Raw genomic sequence first — 18,955 nt, 5'->3', positions numbered from 1 at the left:
TATCTCACTAGCGCGTTCTTTATCTTGGGGTAATGAAGTTAATCGTATAGAACGGACTGTTCTCATCGTTGTAGGCGAGTCCGACGGCAGCATGACTGAATCGTGGTTGCATGATGTTCTCACGGTGCCCTTTCGAGTTCATCAGCCCCCAATGGGCATGGAAGACGCTCATCTGTCCCATTGCCAAGTTCTCTCCGGCCATCGAATACGACAGTCCCGCTTCATCCATTCGGTCGAACGGGTCGCGTCCTTCCGGGTCCGTATGACTAAAGAAATCATTCTCCGCCATATTCTGACTGTGCGCCCGGACGACCGGGTAGAGTGGCTCGTAGTCGGCGAGCGCACTCAAGTCATATTTTTCACGGTCCCAGTTCATCAAGATTCGCATCAACTGTTCGTTCGCGACGGTTCCTTCCGCGGAAATGTCACCGTAATACCCGTCACTCGCCTCTTCCACTCGGCGGTCAACCGACAAGACCCCTTTTAAGCGGTCATCGTCATGTTGATCGAAGAAGAGCGTGACATATTGTCCATCAATCGCAAACACCGAAAAGGATGGATCGTCCGGAATCAGGTAGCGATTCAATCCCTTGTTGTAGGAGGTCACTTTCTCAAAGCCGATTTTCTCGACTTGGTCACGTGTCGTCTCATCGAGCACGAGACCGCGATATGTGCTTTCGATCTCGAACTGATAAAATCCTTTTTTGGCGCCGTCCTCGTCAATGAGTTCAAGGCCACGATCTCCGCCACGTTCAACAAGGTACCAATCATGCCCGGCATATTGGCTCGTAAACTTCGGTGCATCCGTCGCACGTTCCGTCGCCACCTCAGACTCCACTTGAATGCTCGTCGGGGCAGAGACGTTCGGCATTTCATATTGCCAAGCCATATACAATCCAATCCCCATCAAGAGGATGATCAATTTTCGAAACATGGCTCCTCCTTCCTTACTGCTCGCGCTGACGCTCTCCGAAATCATGAAGTCTCTCTTTGATATCGGTGAGCATCTCCATGTATGCGACATATGTCGCTTCGTCTATATTTAGCATACCACTGACTTGTAACGGCACATCGACTGCCTGCTCACGCAACGCGCTACCATGATCGGTCAAACGGACGACGACTTTTCGCTCATCATCTGTCGCACGACTCTTTTCGACATACCCGATTTGAATCAATCGTTTCACGAGCGGGGACAATGTGCCCGAGTCGAGTGTCAGCCTCATTCCGAGCTGACGCAAGTCGATGCCATCCTCTTCCCATAAGACGAGCATGACCAGATACTGACTATATGTCAGGTTTAGCGGTTCTAAAATTGGGCGATATAAACGGGTAAGCTCTTTTGAAGCGGTATACAATTGAAAGCATATTTGGTGTTCAAGTTTTAATGTTTGTTCCATACGTAATCCTCCGTACTCTTCTTTAGCCAAGCATATCACTTGCGAAACTTTTTGACTGCTCTATAATTTAAATTGTGCACAACTTAATTGCTTAAAATGAAATGGAGGAATTGAATCATGAAATCACTATTCACAGCATCAGCAACTGCAATCGGCGGCCGCGAAGGTCATGTGAAATCAACAGACGGCGTCATCGACATGGACGTCTCAATGCCAGGCGCGAAACACGTCGACGGTGCGACAAACCCGGAACAACTTTTCGCAGCGGGATATGCGGCTTGCTTCGGTAGTGCCCTCAACCTCATCATCGGGAAAGAACGTGTGAAGACAGACGGATCGAGCGTCACAGGTCATGTCACATTGAACCAAAACGATGAAGGGTTCTTCATTTCAGTCGAGCTTGAAGTCGAAATCAAAGGTGTCGACCAAGCGACAGCAGAACGCCTCGTTGAAGAAGCACACCAAGTGTGCCCTTATTCAAAAGCGACGCGCGGCAATGTCGATGTGAAATTGACAGCCAAAGCAGCATAATCACCCATCCCGCTCGTAGGAGCGGGATTTTTTTTGCTTCCCCCTACGTGTCGGGGTAAGATAGAGGCACAACGAAGGGAGGGAGCCGTGATGAAGAAGCATAAATCGACATTCGTGTTTGTCGCGCTCGGCATTTTGCTGTTCACAGCGACGTATAATGCGCTGACCGTTCAGAAATACGACGTCCCGTCTGACAAGCTGTCAGCGGATGAATCGCTTCGCATCGTGCTTCTCTCCGACTTACATAGTGCCTCGTACGGTTATAAGCAATCGATTTTAATCGATCAAGTCCGGGCCCAAAAACCGGATCTGATCGCCCTGCCGGGGGACCTGCTCGATCGCTATCGTTCTCCTGAACCTGCTTTCGAGCTCGTCGAGGGACTCGCCGGCATTGCGCCGATGTACTTCGTAACCGGGAATCATGAGATTGATGACTCCGCTGACTACATTCGTCATGATGCCAAGAATGTATTTCGCTCTCACGGGGTGACCGTTCTCGAAAACGAATGGGAGCCGATCACCGTCAATGGGGTCAATCTCGTCATTGGTGGATTAGAAGATCCGTTACGAACATATACCGAAAATATTTATGGGAGTTGGGAAACTGACGTCGCGACGGCCATGCAAGACGTGGATCCGAATGCGACGTTCAACTTACTCCTCTCTCACCGTGCCGAAGAGGTCGACACGTATGCCGACTTACCTTTTGACCTCGTCTTATCCGGTCATGCCCACGGCGGACAAGTGAGGATCCCATATTTATTGAACGGGTTATTCGCCCCTGACCAAGGGTTTTTCCCGAAATATGCAGGCGGTCTTTATGAACACGAGACGTTCACCCATGTAATCGGACGGGGATTCAATTATAGCTTTAACGTGCCTCGCATCTACAACCCACCAGAGATTGTGGTGATTGACGTGCACGGCAAATAACGGACACTCGGGTGAGTGTCCGTTTTGCTTACCAAATGATTCGCTCCTCGCAACATTGTCGCTCACGTTCGACCTGTACCGTCGAGCGCTCGAACGTCCCATATTTACGAATCCGTTCCGTCACTTGACGTAACACGGCCTGATCGTCCGTGTCTTCTCCGATCAACACGTGGCACGTCGCCGCATGCTCACTCGAAGAGATTGACCAGACATGCAGGTCGTGTACCTCTTTCACCCCTTCGACTGTGGCAATCTCTGCTTGCATCGCCCGGACATCGATTTGTTCCGGTGACCCTTCCATCAGGATGTGAATCGCATCGCGCGTCACGCGATAACCGCTAATCAAGATGAGGATGGCGACAAACGCACTCGCGACCGGGTCCGCCCACGTCCATCCGAACAACATAATCAAGAGTGCTGCCGTGATAGCACCGACCGATCCGAGTAAGTCTCCGAACACGTGAAGCAACGCACTCTTCACGTTCAAATTATCTTTCTCTCCGCGCATCAAAATCCAAGCGGCGAGGATATTGACGAGTAGTCCAATGATGGCGACCACGAGCATTCCCCCACTCAAAATTTCCGGTGGGGCACTCAATCGCTGATATGCCTCGAATAAGATATAAATCGAGATGACGAGTAAGGTCAGCCCATTAATGAATGCCGCTAAAATTTCAAAGCGTCGATATCCAAACGTACGGTTCGGTGTCGCCGCTTTCGCCCCGAATCGAACAGCTAGGAAACTGAGTCCTAAAGCCGCCGCATCTCCGAGCATATGTCCCGCATCGGATAAGAGTGCCAAACTGTTCGTCCAAAGTCCGCCGATGACCTCGACGACCATGAACGTCGCAATCAATAGAAAAGCGAGAAACAGCGCACGCTGATTCGTGGAATGGTGATGGTGATGGTCGTGATCATGATGATGTCCCATAACTGACGCCTCCTTCTACTTCTTATCTTATTCCATTTTCCCGAAACATTCAAACGTTCATTTGAATGATAAGTCATAAAAAACGGGAGATTCCTCTCCCGTCTTGTCTCACTTGTGCTCGAGACGCACGCGCATCACACCGCTGTATGGGAACAGCTTCAATTGAACCGTCTCCCCTTCGTACCAAATCCCAGTTGCTTGTTCGTTCGTCGGTGTCACGTCAGGCGTCACGACTGCCTGACGGTCCCAATCGACGGCACGCACTTTTTGGTCCCGTACCATCAAGAAGAATCCATCATAGAAATGATATTCGTTCACTTGGTCACGCTGAACGGCAGTCGGGCTACCGAGTTCGGCGCGCACGGTCGCCACATCTTTGCCGATCCAATCAAGGACGGTCTCCGAAGCGCTCGGGACGACTTGTTGCCATGCGGCAATCACGTCATCGTCCGACAAGGTCGTTGCATCCGTCGTCACACTCTCTTCCGTGACCCACCCCGTCATACGCTCATTCAACTGTACTTTCACGAAGCCACTGACCGTCTCCAAACGTTCGAAGCGATCACCGAGGTCGGCCTCATAGACGACTGCGACACGGTCATCTGCATAGACTTTCGTATACGGTTGCCCGATATAGATTGTATCTGCAGACTCGGTTTCGGTATCGGTCGGTTGCTCCGACTCGGAATCGACCATCTCGGTCGCAATCTCATCTGTTTTTGGTAAAGCAGACTTTTCATTTTTGTCGATCAGTGCCGCGAACGCGATGATCCCGACTAAAGCGAGGACCAAGGCTATCGCAGTCGTCACCCGGAACACTCGTTTACGCTTTCGTGTCGTCGCGCGCGACAATCTTCCTCCATTCATGTTCTTCACTCCTACTCGATTCGATTCATTTCACTCGTTTCGTCAAATGGTAGGAGGTTTCCTGCCTCATCAAAAAATTTCAAGTCGTGTTTTGTCAATTCGTCCATCGTTTGCATCATCTGCTCGACATCGACCGGTTCATCGTTCTCCATATTCTCACGAATACGAATCGTTTTATCGAGCTCGAGCGTCCGTGAGGTCAAGCGATGGAAATAACGGTCATGCGTAATGAGAAGCAATCCCCCCGGGTAAACGTCTAACGCCGTCTCGATTTGTTCCCGGGTCGCCACATCTAAATAGTTCGTCGGTTCGTCGAGTGCCAACAGATGCGCGTCGGAGAAATAGAGAATCAGGAAGGCAATCCGACACTTCTCACCCATACTCGCCTCGTTGATCGGCCGATGCACCTCATCCCGACGGAACAAAAAGTGAGCGAGCAACGTCCGAGCCTCCGTCTCCCCGATGTCACTCTGGGCGAGTAATGCATCGAGCAGTGTCCCTGTCTTCGGTAAACGTTCGAGCGTTTGCGAGAAATACCCGATCTTCAGACGAGGATGCCGCTTAATCACACCAGAAAGCGGTGCTCGTTCACCAATCAGCACATTTAATAACGTCGTCTTTCCGCTTCCGTTCGGTCCGATGATGGAGAGGCGTTCTCCTTTTTGAATCGAGAAGGAAATCGGTTCATAGAACGGCTTGTCGTATCCAAACGTCACCTCTTCACACGTCAGCCACGTCTTCGCTTCGAGTTCATCTGCCGCAAATTGGACGGAGATAGTCTTCTCTTCTTTCGGCTTACGTGGACGGTTGTCTTCAAGCTGTTTGAGTTTCTGTTCCCTCGCCTTCATTTTGACAGCGAGATTGGCCGCTCCTTTTTGAGCCCCCGGACTGCGGACACTGGCTGTCGCTTTCGCCTTCAAGTGCCAGCCTTTGTATTGGGCAATCATATCGAGCAATTCTGTTTTGCGGCTCACGTAGCGGGCATGGGCTCGCTCGTCACGTAGGCGTTCGTCCTCTTTTTGACGTCGATACGCTGTATAGTTCCCCGGATATCTGGTAACTTCCCCATCCGACAGTTCGAGAATGACCGTCGCAACATCATCCATCAGTTGACGGTCGTGGGAGATGATCAGCACCGTTCCGTCGAATCGATTCAGCCATTTCGTGAGCCAATCAATCGACTCGACATCCAGATGGTTCGTCGGCTCGTCGAGTAGGACGACGTCGACCTGCTTCATCGTCAACGTCGAGAGTTGTGCCCGCGTCTTCTCTCCCCCGCTCAAATCGTTGATGTTTTGGTCGAGTTGACCGTCCAACCCGAGTCGGGTCAACGCTTGCGTCGCCTCTTGCTCCAAGTTGTACACATCGAGTGCGAGCGCTCGTTCATAGGAGCGCATGACTCGTACCTCATCACCAGAGGACACCTCTTTATAAAGGGCATACCGTTCTGGATCGCTCCGCATCACCCATTCGAGTAGTGACATATTTTCGGATTCGATTGTTTGCCGGACGAGCCCGACTTCACCGTGACATTCGATCGCCCCGGCTTGTGGCGTCAATTCCCCTGTCACGAGTCGGAAGAGTGTCGTCTTCCCACTTCCATTCAGCCCGAATAACACAGCGCGTTCTCCGGCTACGACCTCAAAAGAGACCGCTTCAAATAATGGTTTCCGGTCGTAATCGAACCGGACTTGTTTCATAGCTAACATCTGTTTCACCTCGCTCATTTTTCCGATACGCGATGAAACAAAAAACACCATCCGCTCAAAAGGCGGTGGTGTGAAGGAATCCGTTCAAAGAGGAAAAGAGGACGCTTCCCGCACTTGAAAAATGGACACACTTCACCCGTGACTGTTCAAGCGAACAGTGATGATTCGTCTCATCGTTGGAGTGAACGTGTTTTTTTCATGGCACGGTGTACCTCTCTTTCCTAAGTTACTGCCACCTTATCAAATTGAAAGCGGATTCGCAAGAGCGCACCCCACAATCTCCCATTTTTTCTACTCCTTTAGGCGGATGCGATGCACGCTTCCCCGCGTTATGATGACAGTATATTCAAACAGTGAGGTGATGCATGATGCGTCGACGCATCCTCGTTCCGAGTGCCGTCTTGGCGAGCGTCGGAACGTTTCTTTATACACGATTCAAACGACGGCTCCCCCGCCCACGTTTTAAATGGCCGGAACGTCCAGAACTGACAACCATCGATGAGACGCATGTGCAAGCGACGTGGATCGGGCATTCGACCGTCCTCATCCATTGGTATGGACTCAGAATTCTGACGGACCCCGTCTTCTCCAAACGAATCGGTGTCCATTTAGGACCGCTGACGATCGGAATGAAACGTCACACGGCCCCCGCCCTCTCCATCGAAGATGTCGGACCGGTTGACGTCATCTTGCTCAGTCACGCCCATATGGACCACTTTGACCATAAAAGTTTAAAACAACTCATCACCCGCGAGACGATCGTCGTCTCCGCTCCAGGGACGAGTCGCCTGCTCCGTCGATACCCGAGTCTGCAGACGCTCGAACTGCATCCGCATGACAAAGTGACCTTGGCGAACGGGCTCGATGTCCGGGCCATCCCCGTTAAACATTGGGGCAACCGTTTCCCATGGGACAAACATATGGGCTATAACGGCTATCTCCTCAAATACAAAGGGATCCGTATGCTGTTTGCGGGAGACACGGCGTATACCGACTCCTTCAAAGGGCTCGCTGACCGTGAACCGATTGACCTCGCGTTCTTCCCAATCGGCGCTTATCAACCGGACTCTTTCCAAGAGGCGCACTGTACCCCCGAACAGGCTTGGATGATGTACAAAGAGAGCGGGGCGAAGCGCTTCTTCCCGATGCATTGGGACACGTTCGTCCTCTCTTATGAGCCGGTCGAGGAGCCCTATCACCGGCTCGTCGCGGTCGCAAAACTGGACCGTGACCAAATTGTGATCAAGTCGCACGGGGAAAGCATCCGCCTGTAGTTTTTCCTTTCCCTTCATCCAAAATTTCGGTAACGTTAAAGACGAGAGGGAGGGATTTGTTATGGAATGGACGACGTTGAATAATGACGTCAAGATGCCGATGCTCGGGCTCGGTGTGTATAAGGTCGAAGACGGCGCGGTGACGGTCGATACGGTCAAAGCTGCGCTCGAAGCGGATTATCGTTTGATTGATACGGCCGCGATTTATCAAAACGAAGAAAGTGTCGGGCAAGCGCTTCGTGAAGCAGGCATTCCTCGGGAAGAAGTGTTTGTGACGACGAAGCTTTGGAATGAGTTCCACGGGTTCGATGAGGCGCTCCAAGCGTTTCAGGATAGTCTCGACCGACTCGGTCTTGAGTATGTCGATTTGTTCCTCATCCACTGGCCGATGCCACGTTTCGGGAAGTTCGTCGAAACATATAAGGCACTCGAACAGTTATACGAAGAAGGACGTGTCCGTGCAATCGGCGTCTCGAACTTTGAAGTCGAGCACTTAGAACAAATCATTCAGTCGTGCTCGATCGTCCCGGCCGTCAACCAGGTCGAGATCCATCCGTATTTGTCTCAAAAGGAATTGATTGCTTTTTGCAAACGATATGACATTCAAATTCAAGCGTGGAGTCCACTCATGAAAGGACGCGAAGCGCTCGAAGATGACACGATTGTCGAGATTGCGAACCGTCACGGCAAATCACCGGCTCAAGTCATCTTGCGCTGGCACTTACAAAACGGGGTCGCCGTCATCCCAAAATCGGTGACACCGAGTCGAATCAAAGAGAATATACAGGTATTCGACTTCACGTTGACGAAAGAAGAGATGGCGGCCATCGATGCGCTCAACCGTGATGAGCGGACCGGCTCCGACCCGAAAGAGATGCATAAAATCCATTATTGAGGAGTGAATGACATGTTCAAAAAATTGGCTTCTGATTTGACTGGCTTCAGCGACATCGGTGAGGTGATTGACCCGTCCGACTTCGATAAGGCGGATGCAGATGATTACGTCCTTCACGAAGACAATGAAAAGATTTATTTCTTGATCAAGTCGAAATCAGATGAGTATTGTTTCACCAACTTGTCGATGATTCACCTCGATGGAACGAGCGCCATCAGTTCGAAGCGCGTCCTCTATCGTTATCCGTATTCACATTATCCGATCAAGCACGTCATGTTTGAGACGGCGGGTACGGTCGACCTCGATGTCGAAGTCAAATTCTCGATCGGCGACAAAGCGTACTCGATCGACATCAACAAAAAGCAAATCGAACATGTGAAAGATTTGTATAAGGCACTTCTCGCGATCGAAGAGATTCAACGGGAAGGTCGTCGCATGATGGAGTATGCGAACACGTCGCTCACACACTCAGTGTCGATTTTGAGCGGGCTCCGCGAAGGCGACATGAACGTACCGAACACGTTCAAGGAATTGAACGAGCAATCGTTCGATTGGCTACAACGTCACTATCATGAATGGAACCGTAAAGACTTCGGAGCGGTATACGAGAAGTACATCAATAACTGATGGATGGTGAGCAGATGGACCTGATGTGGATCTTGATTCTGTTTGGATTGTTCATGTTTGTGCTATTCACTGTATTCGTAAGCAGCGCACTTCAACTCTTGCTTAAACAGATTCATCCGTTCGTCCATGTCACTGTCATGTCAGGCTTGATCTTTTTGTATGATCGCATCCTAGATCATTCCCAACTTATATGGGTCCTCGTGTTTCTTGTGTTCATTAGCTATAGCGCACCACTCATGGTGATGAAGCTCTATGCTAAAGGCGAACGTATGGAACAAGAACGGTCCAAATAAAATGTCCCCCAGACGCTATTGAAGGTCTGGGGGACATTTTATTCCTCATCAATCAACTGCTCGGCCAATCGTTGATACAAGTGGCTCATGTGCACGGCAGATGCAATGGCGAGCGTTCGCTGCACACCGTTCTCTTTTTCGACCGATGCATGTAACAGCGTGTCCGCCTGAGTTTCAAACGCTTCTAAATTCTTCACTTTTTGCGTTTGATACGCTTCATAAAAGTCCTCGAGTGAGAACGTCTCGTCTGACTCATTCAATGGACGTAGCGTCTCTTTGATGTCATTGATTGACAGGAGACCTTTCATCTCATAGATCAAACTAAGTAACATCAGATGTTCGTTCGTATACTTTTTATTTTTGACAGGATGGAACAACTTGCCCTTGGCGTAGTTGTTGATCATCGTCTTCGTCAAAATCGTCTCATCCTCGTCCCGCTTCATCTTCCCATAATGTTGCTCGAACAATTGGATGACCTGGTCCATGTATAAATCGACAGTCGGCAATACGTCCCTCGGGAGCGTCCCTTCTGTTTCGGTAATATTTTTCGCTTTCATCCGTCTCACCTCACCTTCAAGTATAAAGAAAACTCTCATTTGTCGAAAGGTACACCTTGCTGTTTGTTCTTCTTCAGTATATCATGTAGTTATCGATACTACATGATGTGATAAGGAGTGTTTTACATGAATTCGATTTTCCGTGAACCAATCAACGCGCTAACGCATCTCGCTGGTGCGGTACTCGCTTTCATTGCGCTGATTGCGATGGTCGTCAAAGCTTCATTACTTGGCTCGCCGCTTGCAATTATGGCTGCGATTTTATTCGGGATCAGCCTCGTCTTTCTTTACTTATCGTCAGGTCTTTACCATAGCATCATCGCCTCACCGAACGTCATCGCCTTCTTCCGGAGAATCGACCATGCGATGATCTACGCATTGATTGCGGGTACATATGCGCCGCTTACGCTACTCGCACTCGAAGGACCGACACGCTGGGTCCTCTTCGGCACGGTGCACGCACTCGCCTTGTTCGGCATTGTCTTCAAACTCGTCTGGTTCCATGCCCCGCGTTTTTTATCGACCGCGCTCTACATCGGGATGGGCTGGCTGTCCGTCTTCTTTATCGGACCGCTCCATGACGTGATTGGTAACGCCGGCATCTTCTGGCTCGTCCTCGGGGGCGTCATGTATACGATTGGCGGACTCATCTATGGGTTCAAGCCAAAATTCGTCAATTGGCGGGGATGGGGATTCCATGAAGTGTTCCATTTGTTCATCTTGTTCGGAAGCTTTGCCCACTTCGTCTGTGTCTTCTGGTATGTCTTTTAAAGTTCTCCTATCGGGGGACTTTTTTTTGTGAGCCGTTTCCTGTACTTTGAATTCAAGATTTCCTACACTAAGGACAGGAGGGATTCATGATGAAAATTGAAGTATGGTCAGATTATGTCTGCCCGTTTTGTTATATCGGGAAGCGTCGTTTAGAAGAGGCGCTCGAACAGTTCCCACAGGCGGACCAAGTAGAAGTCGAATTCAAGAGCTTCGAGCTCGACCCGAACGCGCCGACGAACGATTCACGTACCATTTATGAAGCACTCGCAACGAAATATCGTATGCCGATCGAGCAGGCAAAAGGGACGACGGCACAAGTCGCGGCACAAGCCCGCGAAGTCGGACTCGATTACGACTTTGAGAACATGGTCGTCACCGGTACGCTCGACTCGCATCGTTTGACGCATTATGCGAAGACGGTCGGGAAAGAAAAAGAATTGTCGGAAGCATTGCTTCAGGCTTACTTTGTCGATGCCAAACACATCGGGAACCACGATGTCCTGCTCGAAATCGCAACAAGCGTTGATCTTGACCATGACGCTGTCCGTGACGTCTTGACGACTGACGTGTATACGGAAGACGTCCGGGCCGAAGAGAAGCGTGCAAGCGACCTCGGCATCACAGGTGTACCGTTCTTCGTATTCGATAACAAATATGGAGTATCTGGTGCTCAACCGACGGAAGCGTTCACGCAAGTGCTCGAAAAAGTCTGGTCTGAGAACAACCCGACGATCCAAGTCCTTTCGAACGGTGCGACGTGCACCGACGACAACTGTGATATTTGATTGATGAAGAAGCCGACGTTCGGCTTCTTTTTTGTGGTATTTTCCACCCTACTACTTGATAATAGTGATTAGCATATAAGAATCGAGGACTACATCTATGTGGAAAAATCGGAACGTCTGGATCATCTTGACGGGCGAATTCGTCGCCGGTCTTGGTCTATGGCTCGGTATCATTGGCAATTTGGAATTCATGCAAGACCGTGTCCCCTCTGACTTTGTGAAGGCGGTCATTCTCGCCGTCGGGTTACTCGCCGGGGTCGCCATCGGTCCGCTCGCAGGGCGCTTGACCGACCAAGGCTCTAAGAAAAACATCATGCTCATCTCGAGCATCGTCCGAGCGCTCAGCGTGCTCTTCATGTTCGTTGCCATCGAGACGAATTCAGTCGTATGGATGGTCGTCTTTTTAATCATCTTACAAGGGTCGGCAGCCTTTTACTTCCCGGCCCTACAGGCAGCGATTCCGCTCATCGTGAAGGAGCGGGAACTTCTCGCCTTGAACGGTGTCCATATGAACGTTTCGACGTTGTCACGTGTCATCGGGACGGCGATTGCCGGTGTCTTGTTGACACTGATTTCGCTCCGTAACGTCTATGCGCTCTCGCTCGTCGCCTATCTGTTGCTTGCGGTCGCGACGCTCTTCTTAAAGCTAGATGAATCGAAGACACCGTCGGCGAAAAAAATCGATGCGAAGGCGTCGAGTGGCTTCAAAGATGTCTTTCCAATCATCAAATCAATCCCGGTCATCTTCATGACACTCGTCATGACGCTCATCCCCCTCCTCTTTATCGGAGGGTTCAACTTGCTCGTCATCAACATCAGTGAGTTGCAGGATTCGACGGCAATCAAAGGATGGATTTATACGGCGGAAGGGCTCGCCTTTATGACAGGTGCCTTCATGATCAAACGGATTGGCGAAAAATTCTCGGCGTTCTCGATTTTATTCTCATTCTCGTTTTTAATCGGTGTCGCGCAACTGATGCTATATTTTGCAGACATCCCGTTCATGTCGATTGCGGCGTTCGTCGTATTCGGCTTCTCGGTCGGCTGTTTCTTCCCAACGGCGGTCACGATTTTCCAGACACGGATGCCGAAAGAATATCATGGGCGCTTCTTCTCATTCCGTAACATGCTCGACCGGATCATCTTCCAAATCGTCTTACTCGTGACAGGGTTCTTCCTTGATTTGATCGGACTTCAGCTCATGGTCGTCTTGTTTGGAGTCAGTTCAATTGCGATGACCGCAGCGTTCCTCGTCTATACACGTAAACATAAACTGCATATCGAAGAAGACGCTACTGAGCGGATTTCTTCATAATAAAAAAGCAAGCGATGACTGATGTCATCGCTTGTTTGCGTCTTGAAGTTCTCGCCACCACGTCGTCGTATCATTCCGACCGTCGAGCGTGATGCGCTCTCCAATCCTTGGAGTGAGGACGACTTCTTTTGGTAAGAGAGACGCCATCTGTTCAGCAGGGTCAAACCAGTCGTGGAATGAGAGCGTGAACGCCCCCCAATGAATTGGCATCATCTGATCGGCGCGTAAATCGTGAAACGCTTGCGCCGTCTCTTCTGGCTGCATATGGACGTCTGGCCAGCGCACGTCATATTGTCCGCATTCGAGTGCGGCGAAATCGAACGGTCCGTACTGTTCACCAATCATCTTGAAGTGCGGCGCGTAGCCGCTGTCCCCGCTGAAGAAGAGACGATCTGTCTCGCCGAGGACGACCCATGACGCCCATAACGTGCTGTTGCGGTCCGTCAGCGAACGACCGGAGAAGTGACGTGCCGGCGTACAGACGAACGTCCAATTCCCGAACGTATACGACTCGTTCCAATCTCTCTCCACGATTCGCTCTGCACCGACACCCCATCGTTTCAAATGACTCCCTACCCCGAGCGGCACGATAAACATAGCGACCTTGTCTTTAATCTTAAGGATCGTCCCATAGTCGAGGTGGTCGTAATGATCATGCGTCAACAAGACGACATCGATCTCAGGCAAGTCCTCAAGGTCGAACGGCAAGTCTTCGCTGAAACGTTCATTTTTTGCGAACGGAAGCGGGGATGGGCTGCGTCCAAACATCGGATCGACGAGCATTGTCTTCCCGTCCATTTGTACCATAAGCGCCGAATGACCGAGCCAGTAGATTCTCGTGAAGCTTGAGCCCGTCTTCTCCTCGAAATCGATTGGCACAATCGGAAGGCGTTCGCTCGGCTTACGAAGCGACGTCACGTCACGATAGTCACGAGCCATCGACACCATGTCCTCCGCAGAGAAGTTCATCGGTGTCTCGTATTGATTACGGAATTTGCCGTTGACCTGGTTCGGGGATTGAATTGATTTCGGTTTTCGTCCGAGTGGTTTGTACTGTGTCAGAATCGTCCCGGTGACGGCCGCCATTCCGACTAATGAGAGCAACATCGTCTTTTTCATCTAGATCCTCTTTTCTACAAGTTCGTTGCATTGATTATAACGTGCATGTCTCCATCTGATATCGGTTAGTATGCAGATTCACTCATCTTTCAAAAAATGGCGTGTTCTTGACTTAAGTCAATGTGCACCTGCTCCCATCCTTTTATGATGGAGACAAGATCATTCGAAAGGAGTTTTTCTCATGAACCATTCATCTGTCCGTTCACAACGACGTGCCGCGCTTTGGTCCGGAATCGCACTCGTCCTCATGGCACTCGTCGCCTTTTTCGCGCAAGGCTACGTTTACCAATCACTCGTCATCGAAAATGAGGCAATGACGACGTATGAGAACTTAGTCAGTCATCCGACGCTGTTCCGTTTCGGTATCATCGGCTGGGGGATCATTGTCGTGCTGGATTTGATTATCGCCTACGGACTATATCGTTTCTTTAAACCGTTCCACACCACATTCGCCTTACTCATCGGGACACTTCGCTTCCTTTATACGCTCATTCTCACCCTCGCTGTTTTACGTCTCGTTGAAGCCGAGCGCCTCCTCGATACTTCCACTTCAGCTAGACAAGTGTACGAAACGGTCACGTCATTTGAAACCATTTGGTCACTTGGCTTGATCGTATTCGGTCTTCACCTCATCGCAGTCGGATGGGTTGCGATGAGGACCCAGTTCATTCCAAGAACGATTGGCATCTTACTCGTCGTCGCCGGTTTCAGTTATACGATTGTTCATGCCCTTTACCAATTCCCCACGCTTGAAAGCCTGACAACTTTACTCGAGCTCACTCTCATGCTTCCGATGTTCGTCGGCGAATTGGCCTTTGCCGTATGGTTGATCATGAAAGGAAGAATACTTTTTACACATGATATCACTCGACAATCCGCAGGTGACGCGTCGCCCGCTTCTTGATCCGACTGAGTGACTCCGGTGTGATACCGAGATAGCTCGCCAATTGATACTGTGGGACCCGGTGAACCAAGTCGGGTCTTTTCTCCATCATGGCCTGATACCGCTCTTCCGGTGTGGACGACATGAACGAGGCGAACGCATCGCGCATCGTCCCCATGTCTTCTTGCATCATGTCACGCGTCATCGCCTCAAGGACGGGATTCTCCTCGTATTGTTCCTGCTCTGTCGCAAGGTCTCCGACGACGAGGCAACATTCCTCTATACACGCTAACGAATACGGTGATCGTCCATCTGCATGATGTTTCGTCAATATGGTAATACTCTGTTCTTCCGTGATGAAATCGACAGTGTGCTCGTTCCCGTCTTCGTCGACTTTATATTGACGAATGCAGCCACTCAGTACGAAATAGCATTTAGCCGGGACGTCTCCTTGATTCAAGAGAATCGTCCCTTTCGGAAACGTGGCAATTGGTACATCCGCTACCAACCGCTCACACTCGTCGTCACTCAAATCCGTAAACCGTTTCATGTATCGAATCAAGACGTCTTTCATCCCGTCCACTCCTTTTCAAGGAAATCGATCTAGTCCTTCCAGTATAGCAGGTTTCATCAATCAAAAAGACCTGCCCCACTGCTTTTGTGGGACAGGTCTTCGGTTAAGACTTTTGTAAAATTTTAATGTCGTTGATGATGTCTTCAGTCGGGACGTTTTGGAAACCAGGATACGCTTTGATGATTTTCCCTTCCTGGTCGACCAAATAGAAGTACGTACCGTGGTCGACTTGTGTCCCTTCGTCAGGCTTCCGGACGAGCGCTTTGAAGTTCTCTTGGGCGAACGTTTCAATCTCGTCTTGCGAGTAGCCCGACAAGAACTGCCAGTCCGCTTTCGCAAGGTCATAGCCACTCATGAATTCTTTCATCTTCTCTGGAGTGTCCACCGTCGGGTCAACACTGAACGAGACGAATTGTACGTCTTTGACGCCCTCTTCTTCGAGCGCTTCATTCAGCTTCGTCATGTTGTACGTCATAGGCGGACAGACCGTCTCACAGCTTGTGAAGACGAAGTCTGCCATCCACACTTTCCCTTTTAAATCGTCGAGACTGACCATCTCTTCTTCTTGGTTCATGTATTCGAACGATTCGACTTCCCAGTTGAGCGGGTCCTCGATTTCTTGTCCGCATCCTGCTAGGACGATGAGCATCGTCATCAAACTACCGATCCACCATTTCTTCACACGTTCCAACTCCTTATCGCTTTTTGACATTCCACATGACGATGGTGATGAGCGTGAAAGCCGTCAATGCGAGGAACGGAATCGTGATGAATCCGAGCCAGTTGATGTATTGACCGCTACACGGAACACCTTGTGCACAAGGCTGAATTTCTGCAAATCCCGGCACTTTTTGTACCAAGTAATGGTAAAGTGAAACAATACCGCCTATGATAGTAAGCGGTAACACATATTTTCGTACCGCCCGATCGTCCGTAAAGACGGCAATTCCTAGGATAATCGTCAGCGGATACATAAAGATGCGTTGAATCCAGCAAAGCTCACATGGCACGAACTCCCGAATCTCACTGAAATAGAGACTCCCGAGTGTCGCTGTCAACGCGACGAGCCAAGCGAGATACAATCCATATTTTTCGAAAAATGACTTCATCTTATAGATCCTGCTCGATCAACTGTTGGATTTGTTCGTAGTCGAACGGGTCCTCGAGCATCACACCGTTAATCATGATTGAAGGTGTGAATTGAACACCGTTCTCTTTCACAAGCCCGTCGTCCGTGCTGACTTTTTCGAGCACGGTCGAGTTTTCACCGAGGTCTTGTTCAAGTTGTGCCAAGTCGACCGATGTCGTCTCACCTGCGATTTCTTTCAACTTCTCGACCGTCACCCATGCGTTGTCGTGTTGTTGTGAAGCCGGTTGCGCGTCATAGAGCGCTTTATGGAACTTCCAGAACGATTCAGGGTCTTGCTCGTACACCGACTCGGAAGCGAGGGATGCCAAAATCGATTCTTGTCCGTGGAACAAGACGTTAATATAGCTGAAGCTGACATCTTCCTTGTCGAGATAATCCGCTTTCAGTTGCGGATAGATCGTTTCGCCCCACTGTTTACACGATGGACATTTATAATCTCCGAACTCGACAACCGAGACTTTCGCGTCCGAGTCTCCGAGTGTCGGTTGTCCCTCGATTGACACGTGATCGCCTCGGTCGGCCGTTGTCGGCTCATCTTGATTGAGCAAGACGAACACCAATGCAATCAATGCGACCGCAACGACGGTCATGATGACCAACCATTGATTCTTTTTCATTCTCTTCACCTCTATTTATTTTCGACTCGTCTTTCATTATAGCGGAAGCTCTTTCACCTATCATGTGTTCGACTCGTTTTTCATAATTGTCTTCATTTCAAGCTTTAGGAGGTTTTTCTCGCATGATCAAGTCTTTTACGATGCGCCTTGGACTCATTTTGGCTCTCAGCATTGCCACGCTCGTCTTTTTACTGACGATTGCACTTACCTCCCTGATCAGTCATCGGGCATCTGATTCGCTCGAACAAGAAATCGGGGAACGTCTTTCAACGACATCACATCAATTGGCGGACAAACTCGACTTTTACATGTGGTCACGCTATCAAGAAGTCCAGCTCTTGCAAGGGCTCGCCCTAGAAGACTCGGACGCGACACGACGACTGCTCGATCAAGTCCAATCGAACATTCCGGCATTCTCTTGGATGGGAGTCACGGATGCGGAAGGGACTGTCGTCGCTTCCACGAACGGCATACTCGAAGAGGCATCCATCGCCGAGCGCCCAGTGTATCTCGAAGCGAAAGAAGGGCCTTTCATCGGTGACGTCCACGAGGCGGTTCTCTTAGCTGAACTGTTACCGAATCCGACGGGTGAACCGCTCCAATTCGTCGATATTAGTGTCCCTTTATTTCAAGACGGGACGTTTCAAGGGGTGCTTGCCACTCATTTGAGTTGGGCATGGGGAAAAGAAGTACTCGGACATTTCAATCGGACGCTCCATGAGCAAGTCGACGATACGGATTTGTTCGTCGTCAGTGAGCGAGACAACGTGGTGCTCCTCGGTCCAGACAACTTAATCGGAAAACCGCTCCCCGTGTCGTTTACGGAAGGGGCTTCCGTGAAAGAATGGGAGGATGGACAAGACTATCTGACGGGGATGTCGATTGGGGAAGGGTATGATGAATATCCCGGACTGGGTTGGCGTGTCGTCGTCCGTCAACCGGCAGCCGTCGCGTTCGCGCCGGTCGAGGCGCTAGAAACGAGAATTCTATGGATTGGTCTGTTCGCATCGCTTGTGACGGCCGTTCTCGGTTGGTTACTCGCTTCCGTCGTGACGAGACCATTGAAACGAATAACTGAAACGGCCTCGCTCATGGAGCAAGGAAAAGTCAATACATTCCCGCATCAGTCCGGAATTGAAGAGATTGAGTCACTCGCATTCGCGTTAGAATCGCTCGTCACCTCTCTTACGGAGTCCGAATCGGAGCGGGTACATTTTGAGACGCTCGCAAACCGTGATGCGCTGACCGGTCTCTCGAACCGTGTCGCCTTACGTGAACAGTTGAATCAACTGCACACTTCGAAAGAGCCATATGTTTTCTTTTATATCGATCTCGATGGGTTCAAGGCGGTAAACGACACATACGGTCACGCGGTCGGAGATGAGTTATTAGTCGAAGTCGCACGGCGGCTACAAGCACTCACAATCGATGAGGTGTACCCGGTCCGCTTGAGCGGGGATGAGTTCTTCCTCATGTTTCCAAGACATGAACGTTCAATTCAGGATATTCAAGAAATCGGGACATCCATCATCGATACGCTCTCACAACCTGTGATGCTCGGTCTCATATCGGAAAAGGTCGGGGCAAGCATCGGCGCATCGATTTGGTCGCCAGCCAAACCTCCACACGTCGCCATCGAACAAGCGGACGACGCCTTATATCGGTCAAAAGCGAACGGGAAAAATCGGCTTTCGTTCCATGAGTCGTTCGAATGAATACTGGCA

The 18,955-nt window shown here is 50.3% G+C and carries 22 protein-coding genes; 11 read left to right on the top strand and 11 right to left on the bottom strand.

From position 1 onward, the window contains the following. Positions 1-19 precede the first annotated feature (19 nt). Both KNO99_RS09485 and KNO99_RS09480 read right to left on the bottom strand, forming a co-directional pair. Positions 20-934 (bottom strand): CAP domain-containing protein, encoded by a 915-nt coding sequence (locus tag KNO99_RS09485; protein ID WP_214747826.1) that lies wholly within the window; start codon positions 932-934, stop codon positions 20-22. 13 nt (positions 935-947) lie between these two features. Continuing rightward, positions 948-1,400: a MarR family winged helix-turn-helix transcriptional regulator gene (locus tag KNO99_RS09480; RefSeq protein WP_214747823.1), complete on the bottom strand. Its 453-nt coding sequence runs from the start codon at positions 1,398-1,400 to the stop codon at positions 948-950. Positions 1,401-1,517: 117 nt separating this feature from the next. On the opposite strand from KNO99_RS09480, the gene KNO99_RS09475 reads away from it, so the two are divergent. Then, positions 1,518-1,931 (top strand): organic hydroperoxide resistance protein, encoded by a 414-nt coding sequence (locus tag KNO99_RS09475; protein ID WP_074032719.1) that lies wholly within the window; start codon positions 1,518-1,520, stop codon positions 1,929-1,931. 90 nt (positions 1,932-2,021) lie between these two features. After that, positions 2,022-2,864: a metallophosphoesterase gene (locus KNO99_RS09470; RefSeq protein ID WP_214747820.1), complete on the top strand. Its 843-nt coding sequence runs from the start codon at positions 2,022-2,024 to the stop codon at positions 2,862-2,864. Between the two features lie 28 nt (positions 2,865-2,892). Here KNO99_RS09470 and KNO99_RS09465 read toward each other — a convergent pair whose 3' ends face one another. The 3 genes from KNO99_RS09465 to abc-f form a co-directional block, all read right to left on the bottom strand. Then, complete coding sequence (locus tag KNO99_RS09465) at positions 2,893-3,795, bottom strand: cation diffusion facilitator family transporter (RefSeq protein ID WP_214695136.1); 903 nt, start codon at positions 3,793-3,795, stop codon at positions 2,893-2,895. Positions 3,796-3,903: 108 nt separating this feature from the next. Further along, positions 3,904-4,662 (bottom strand): hypothetical protein, encoded by a 759-nt coding sequence (locus tag KNO99_RS09460; RefSeq protein WP_214747818.1) that lies wholly within the window; start codon positions 4,660-4,662, stop codon positions 3,904-3,906. Between the two features lie 11 nt (positions 4,663-4,673). After that, a complete protein-coding gene (gene abc-f, locus KNO99_RS09455; RefSeq protein WP_214747815.1) occupies positions 4,674-6,371 on the bottom strand; it encodes a ribosomal protection-like ABC-F family protein in 1,698 nt (565 codons plus the stop codon). Positions 6,372-6,739: 368 nt separating this feature from the next. Here abc-f and KNO99_RS09450 point away from each other — a divergent pair, with 368 nt between their 5' ends. The 4 genes from KNO99_RS09450 to KNO99_RS09435 all read left to right on the top strand — a co-directional run bounded on the left by KNO99_RS09450 (position 6,740) and on the right by KNO99_RS09435 (position 9,460). Next, entirely contained in the window at positions 6,740-7,645 is a 906-nt protein-coding gene (locus KNO99_RS09450) for an MBL fold metallo-hydrolase (protein WP_251131016.1), read from the top strand. A gap of 61 nt (positions 7,646-7,706) precedes the next feature. Further along, positions 7,707-8,540 carry an aldo/keto reductase gene (locus KNO99_RS09445; RefSeq protein WP_214747809.1) on the top strand — a complete coding sequence of 278 codons (834 nt, stop codon included), beginning with the start codon at positions 7,707-7,709 and terminating at the stop codon, positions 8,538-8,540. Between the two features lie 12 nt (positions 8,541-8,552). Further along, on the top strand, positions 8,553-9,167 hold the full coding sequence (locus tag KNO99_RS09440; RefSeq protein WP_214747806.1) for a PH domain-containing protein: 615 nt from the start codon (positions 8,553-8,555) through the stop codon (positions 9,165-9,167). Positions 9,168-9,181: 14 nt separating this feature from the next. Then, complete coding sequence (locus KNO99_RS09435) at positions 9,182-9,460, top strand: hypothetical protein (protein ID WP_214747803.1); 279 nt, start codon at positions 9,182-9,184, stop codon at positions 9,458-9,460. 38 nt (positions 9,461-9,498) lie between these two features. On the opposite strand, the gene KNO99_RS09430 is transcribed toward KNO99_RS09435, so the two are convergent. Beyond that, positions 9,499-10,017, bottom strand: coding sequence for a DUF1836 domain-containing protein (locus KNO99_RS09430; protein ID WP_214747800.1), 519 nt, complete (start codon positions 10,015-10,017; stop codon positions 9,499-9,501). Positions 10,018-10,143: 126 nt separating this feature from the next. Between KNO99_RS09430 and trhA the strand changes: the two genes are divergently transcribed. From trhA to KNO99_RS09415, 3 genes are all read left to right on the top strand, one after another. Then, positions 10,144-10,788, top strand: a complete 645-nt coding sequence (gene trhA / locus KNO99_RS09425) for a PAQR family membrane homeostasis protein TrhA (RefSeq protein WP_074032708.1) — start codon at positions 10,144-10,146, stop codon at positions 10,786-10,788. Between the two features lie 89 nt (positions 10,789-10,877). Further along, positions 10,878-11,573, top strand: coding sequence for a DsbA family oxidoreductase (locus KNO99_RS09420; protein ID WP_214747797.1), 696 nt, complete (start codon positions 10,878-10,880; stop codon positions 11,571-11,573). A 97-nt stretch (positions 11,574-11,670) separates the two neighbouring features. Then, the gene (locus KNO99_RS09415; protein WP_214747793.1) at positions 11,671-12,888 is read left to right on the top strand and encodes an MFS transporter; all 1,218 of its coding nucleotides are present in this window, start codon (positions 11,671-11,673) and stop codon (positions 12,886-12,888) included. Positions 12,889-12,912: 24 nt separating this feature from the next. Here KNO99_RS09415 and KNO99_RS09410 read toward each other — a convergent pair whose 3' ends face one another. Beyond that, positions 12,913-14,007, bottom strand: coding sequence for an MBL fold metallo-hydrolase (locus KNO99_RS09410; protein ID WP_214747790.1), 1,095 nt, complete (start codon positions 14,005-14,007; stop codon positions 12,913-12,915). A gap of 181 nt (positions 14,008-14,188) precedes the next feature. Between KNO99_RS09410 and KNO99_RS09405 the strand changes: the two genes are divergently transcribed. After that, positions 14,189-14,911, top strand: coding sequence for a DUF4386 domain-containing protein (locus KNO99_RS09405; protein ID WP_214747788.1), 723 nt, complete (start codon positions 14,189-14,191; stop codon positions 14,909-14,911). Here KNO99_RS09405 and KNO99_RS09400 read toward each other — a convergent pair. The 4 genes from KNO99_RS09400 to KNO99_RS09385 form a co-directional block, all read right to left on the bottom strand. Beyond that, entirely contained in the window at positions 14,871-15,464 is a 594-nt protein-coding gene (locus tag KNO99_RS09400; protein WP_214747785.1) for a Crp/Fnr family transcriptional regulator, read from the bottom strand. The two genes, KNO99_RS09405 and KNO99_RS09400, sit on opposite strands and share 41 nt — an antisense overlap. A gap of 103 nt (positions 15,465-15,567) precedes the next feature. Then, the gene (locus KNO99_RS09395) at positions 15,568-16,155 is read right to left on the bottom strand and encodes an SCO family protein (protein WP_305794030.1); all 588 of its coding nucleotides are present in this window, start codon (positions 16,153-16,155) and stop codon (positions 15,568-15,570) included. A 4-nt stretch (positions 16,156-16,159) separates the two neighbouring features. Then, entirely contained in the window at positions 16,160-16,573 is a 414-nt protein-coding gene (locus tag KNO99_RS09390) for a disulfide oxidoreductase (protein ID WP_214747782.1), read from the bottom strand. 1 nt (position 16,574) lies between these two features. Continuing rightward, the gene (locus KNO99_RS09385; protein WP_214697344.1) at positions 16,575-17,231 is read right to left on the bottom strand and encodes a DsbA family protein; all 657 of its coding nucleotides are present in this window, start codon (positions 17,229-17,231) and stop codon (positions 16,575-16,577) included. 122 nt (positions 17,232-17,353) lie between these two features. Here KNO99_RS09385 and KNO99_RS09380 point away from each other — a divergent pair, with 122 nt between their 5' ends. Then, positions 17,354-18,946, top strand: a complete 1,593-nt coding sequence (locus KNO99_RS09380) for a diguanylate cyclase domain-containing protein (RefSeq protein ID WP_214747779.1) — start codon at positions 17,354-17,356, stop codon at positions 18,944-18,946. Positions 18,947-18,955: the final 9 nt, after the last annotated feature.

The sequence above is a fragment of the Exiguobacterium sp. s189 genome (assembly GCF_018617615.1).
Taxonomy (GTDB): Bacteria; Bacillota; Bacilli; order Exiguobacteriales; family Exiguobacteriaceae; genus Exiguobacterium; species Exiguobacterium aestuarii_A.
This window is presented reverse-complemented; position numbering and strand designations above follow the sequence as displayed.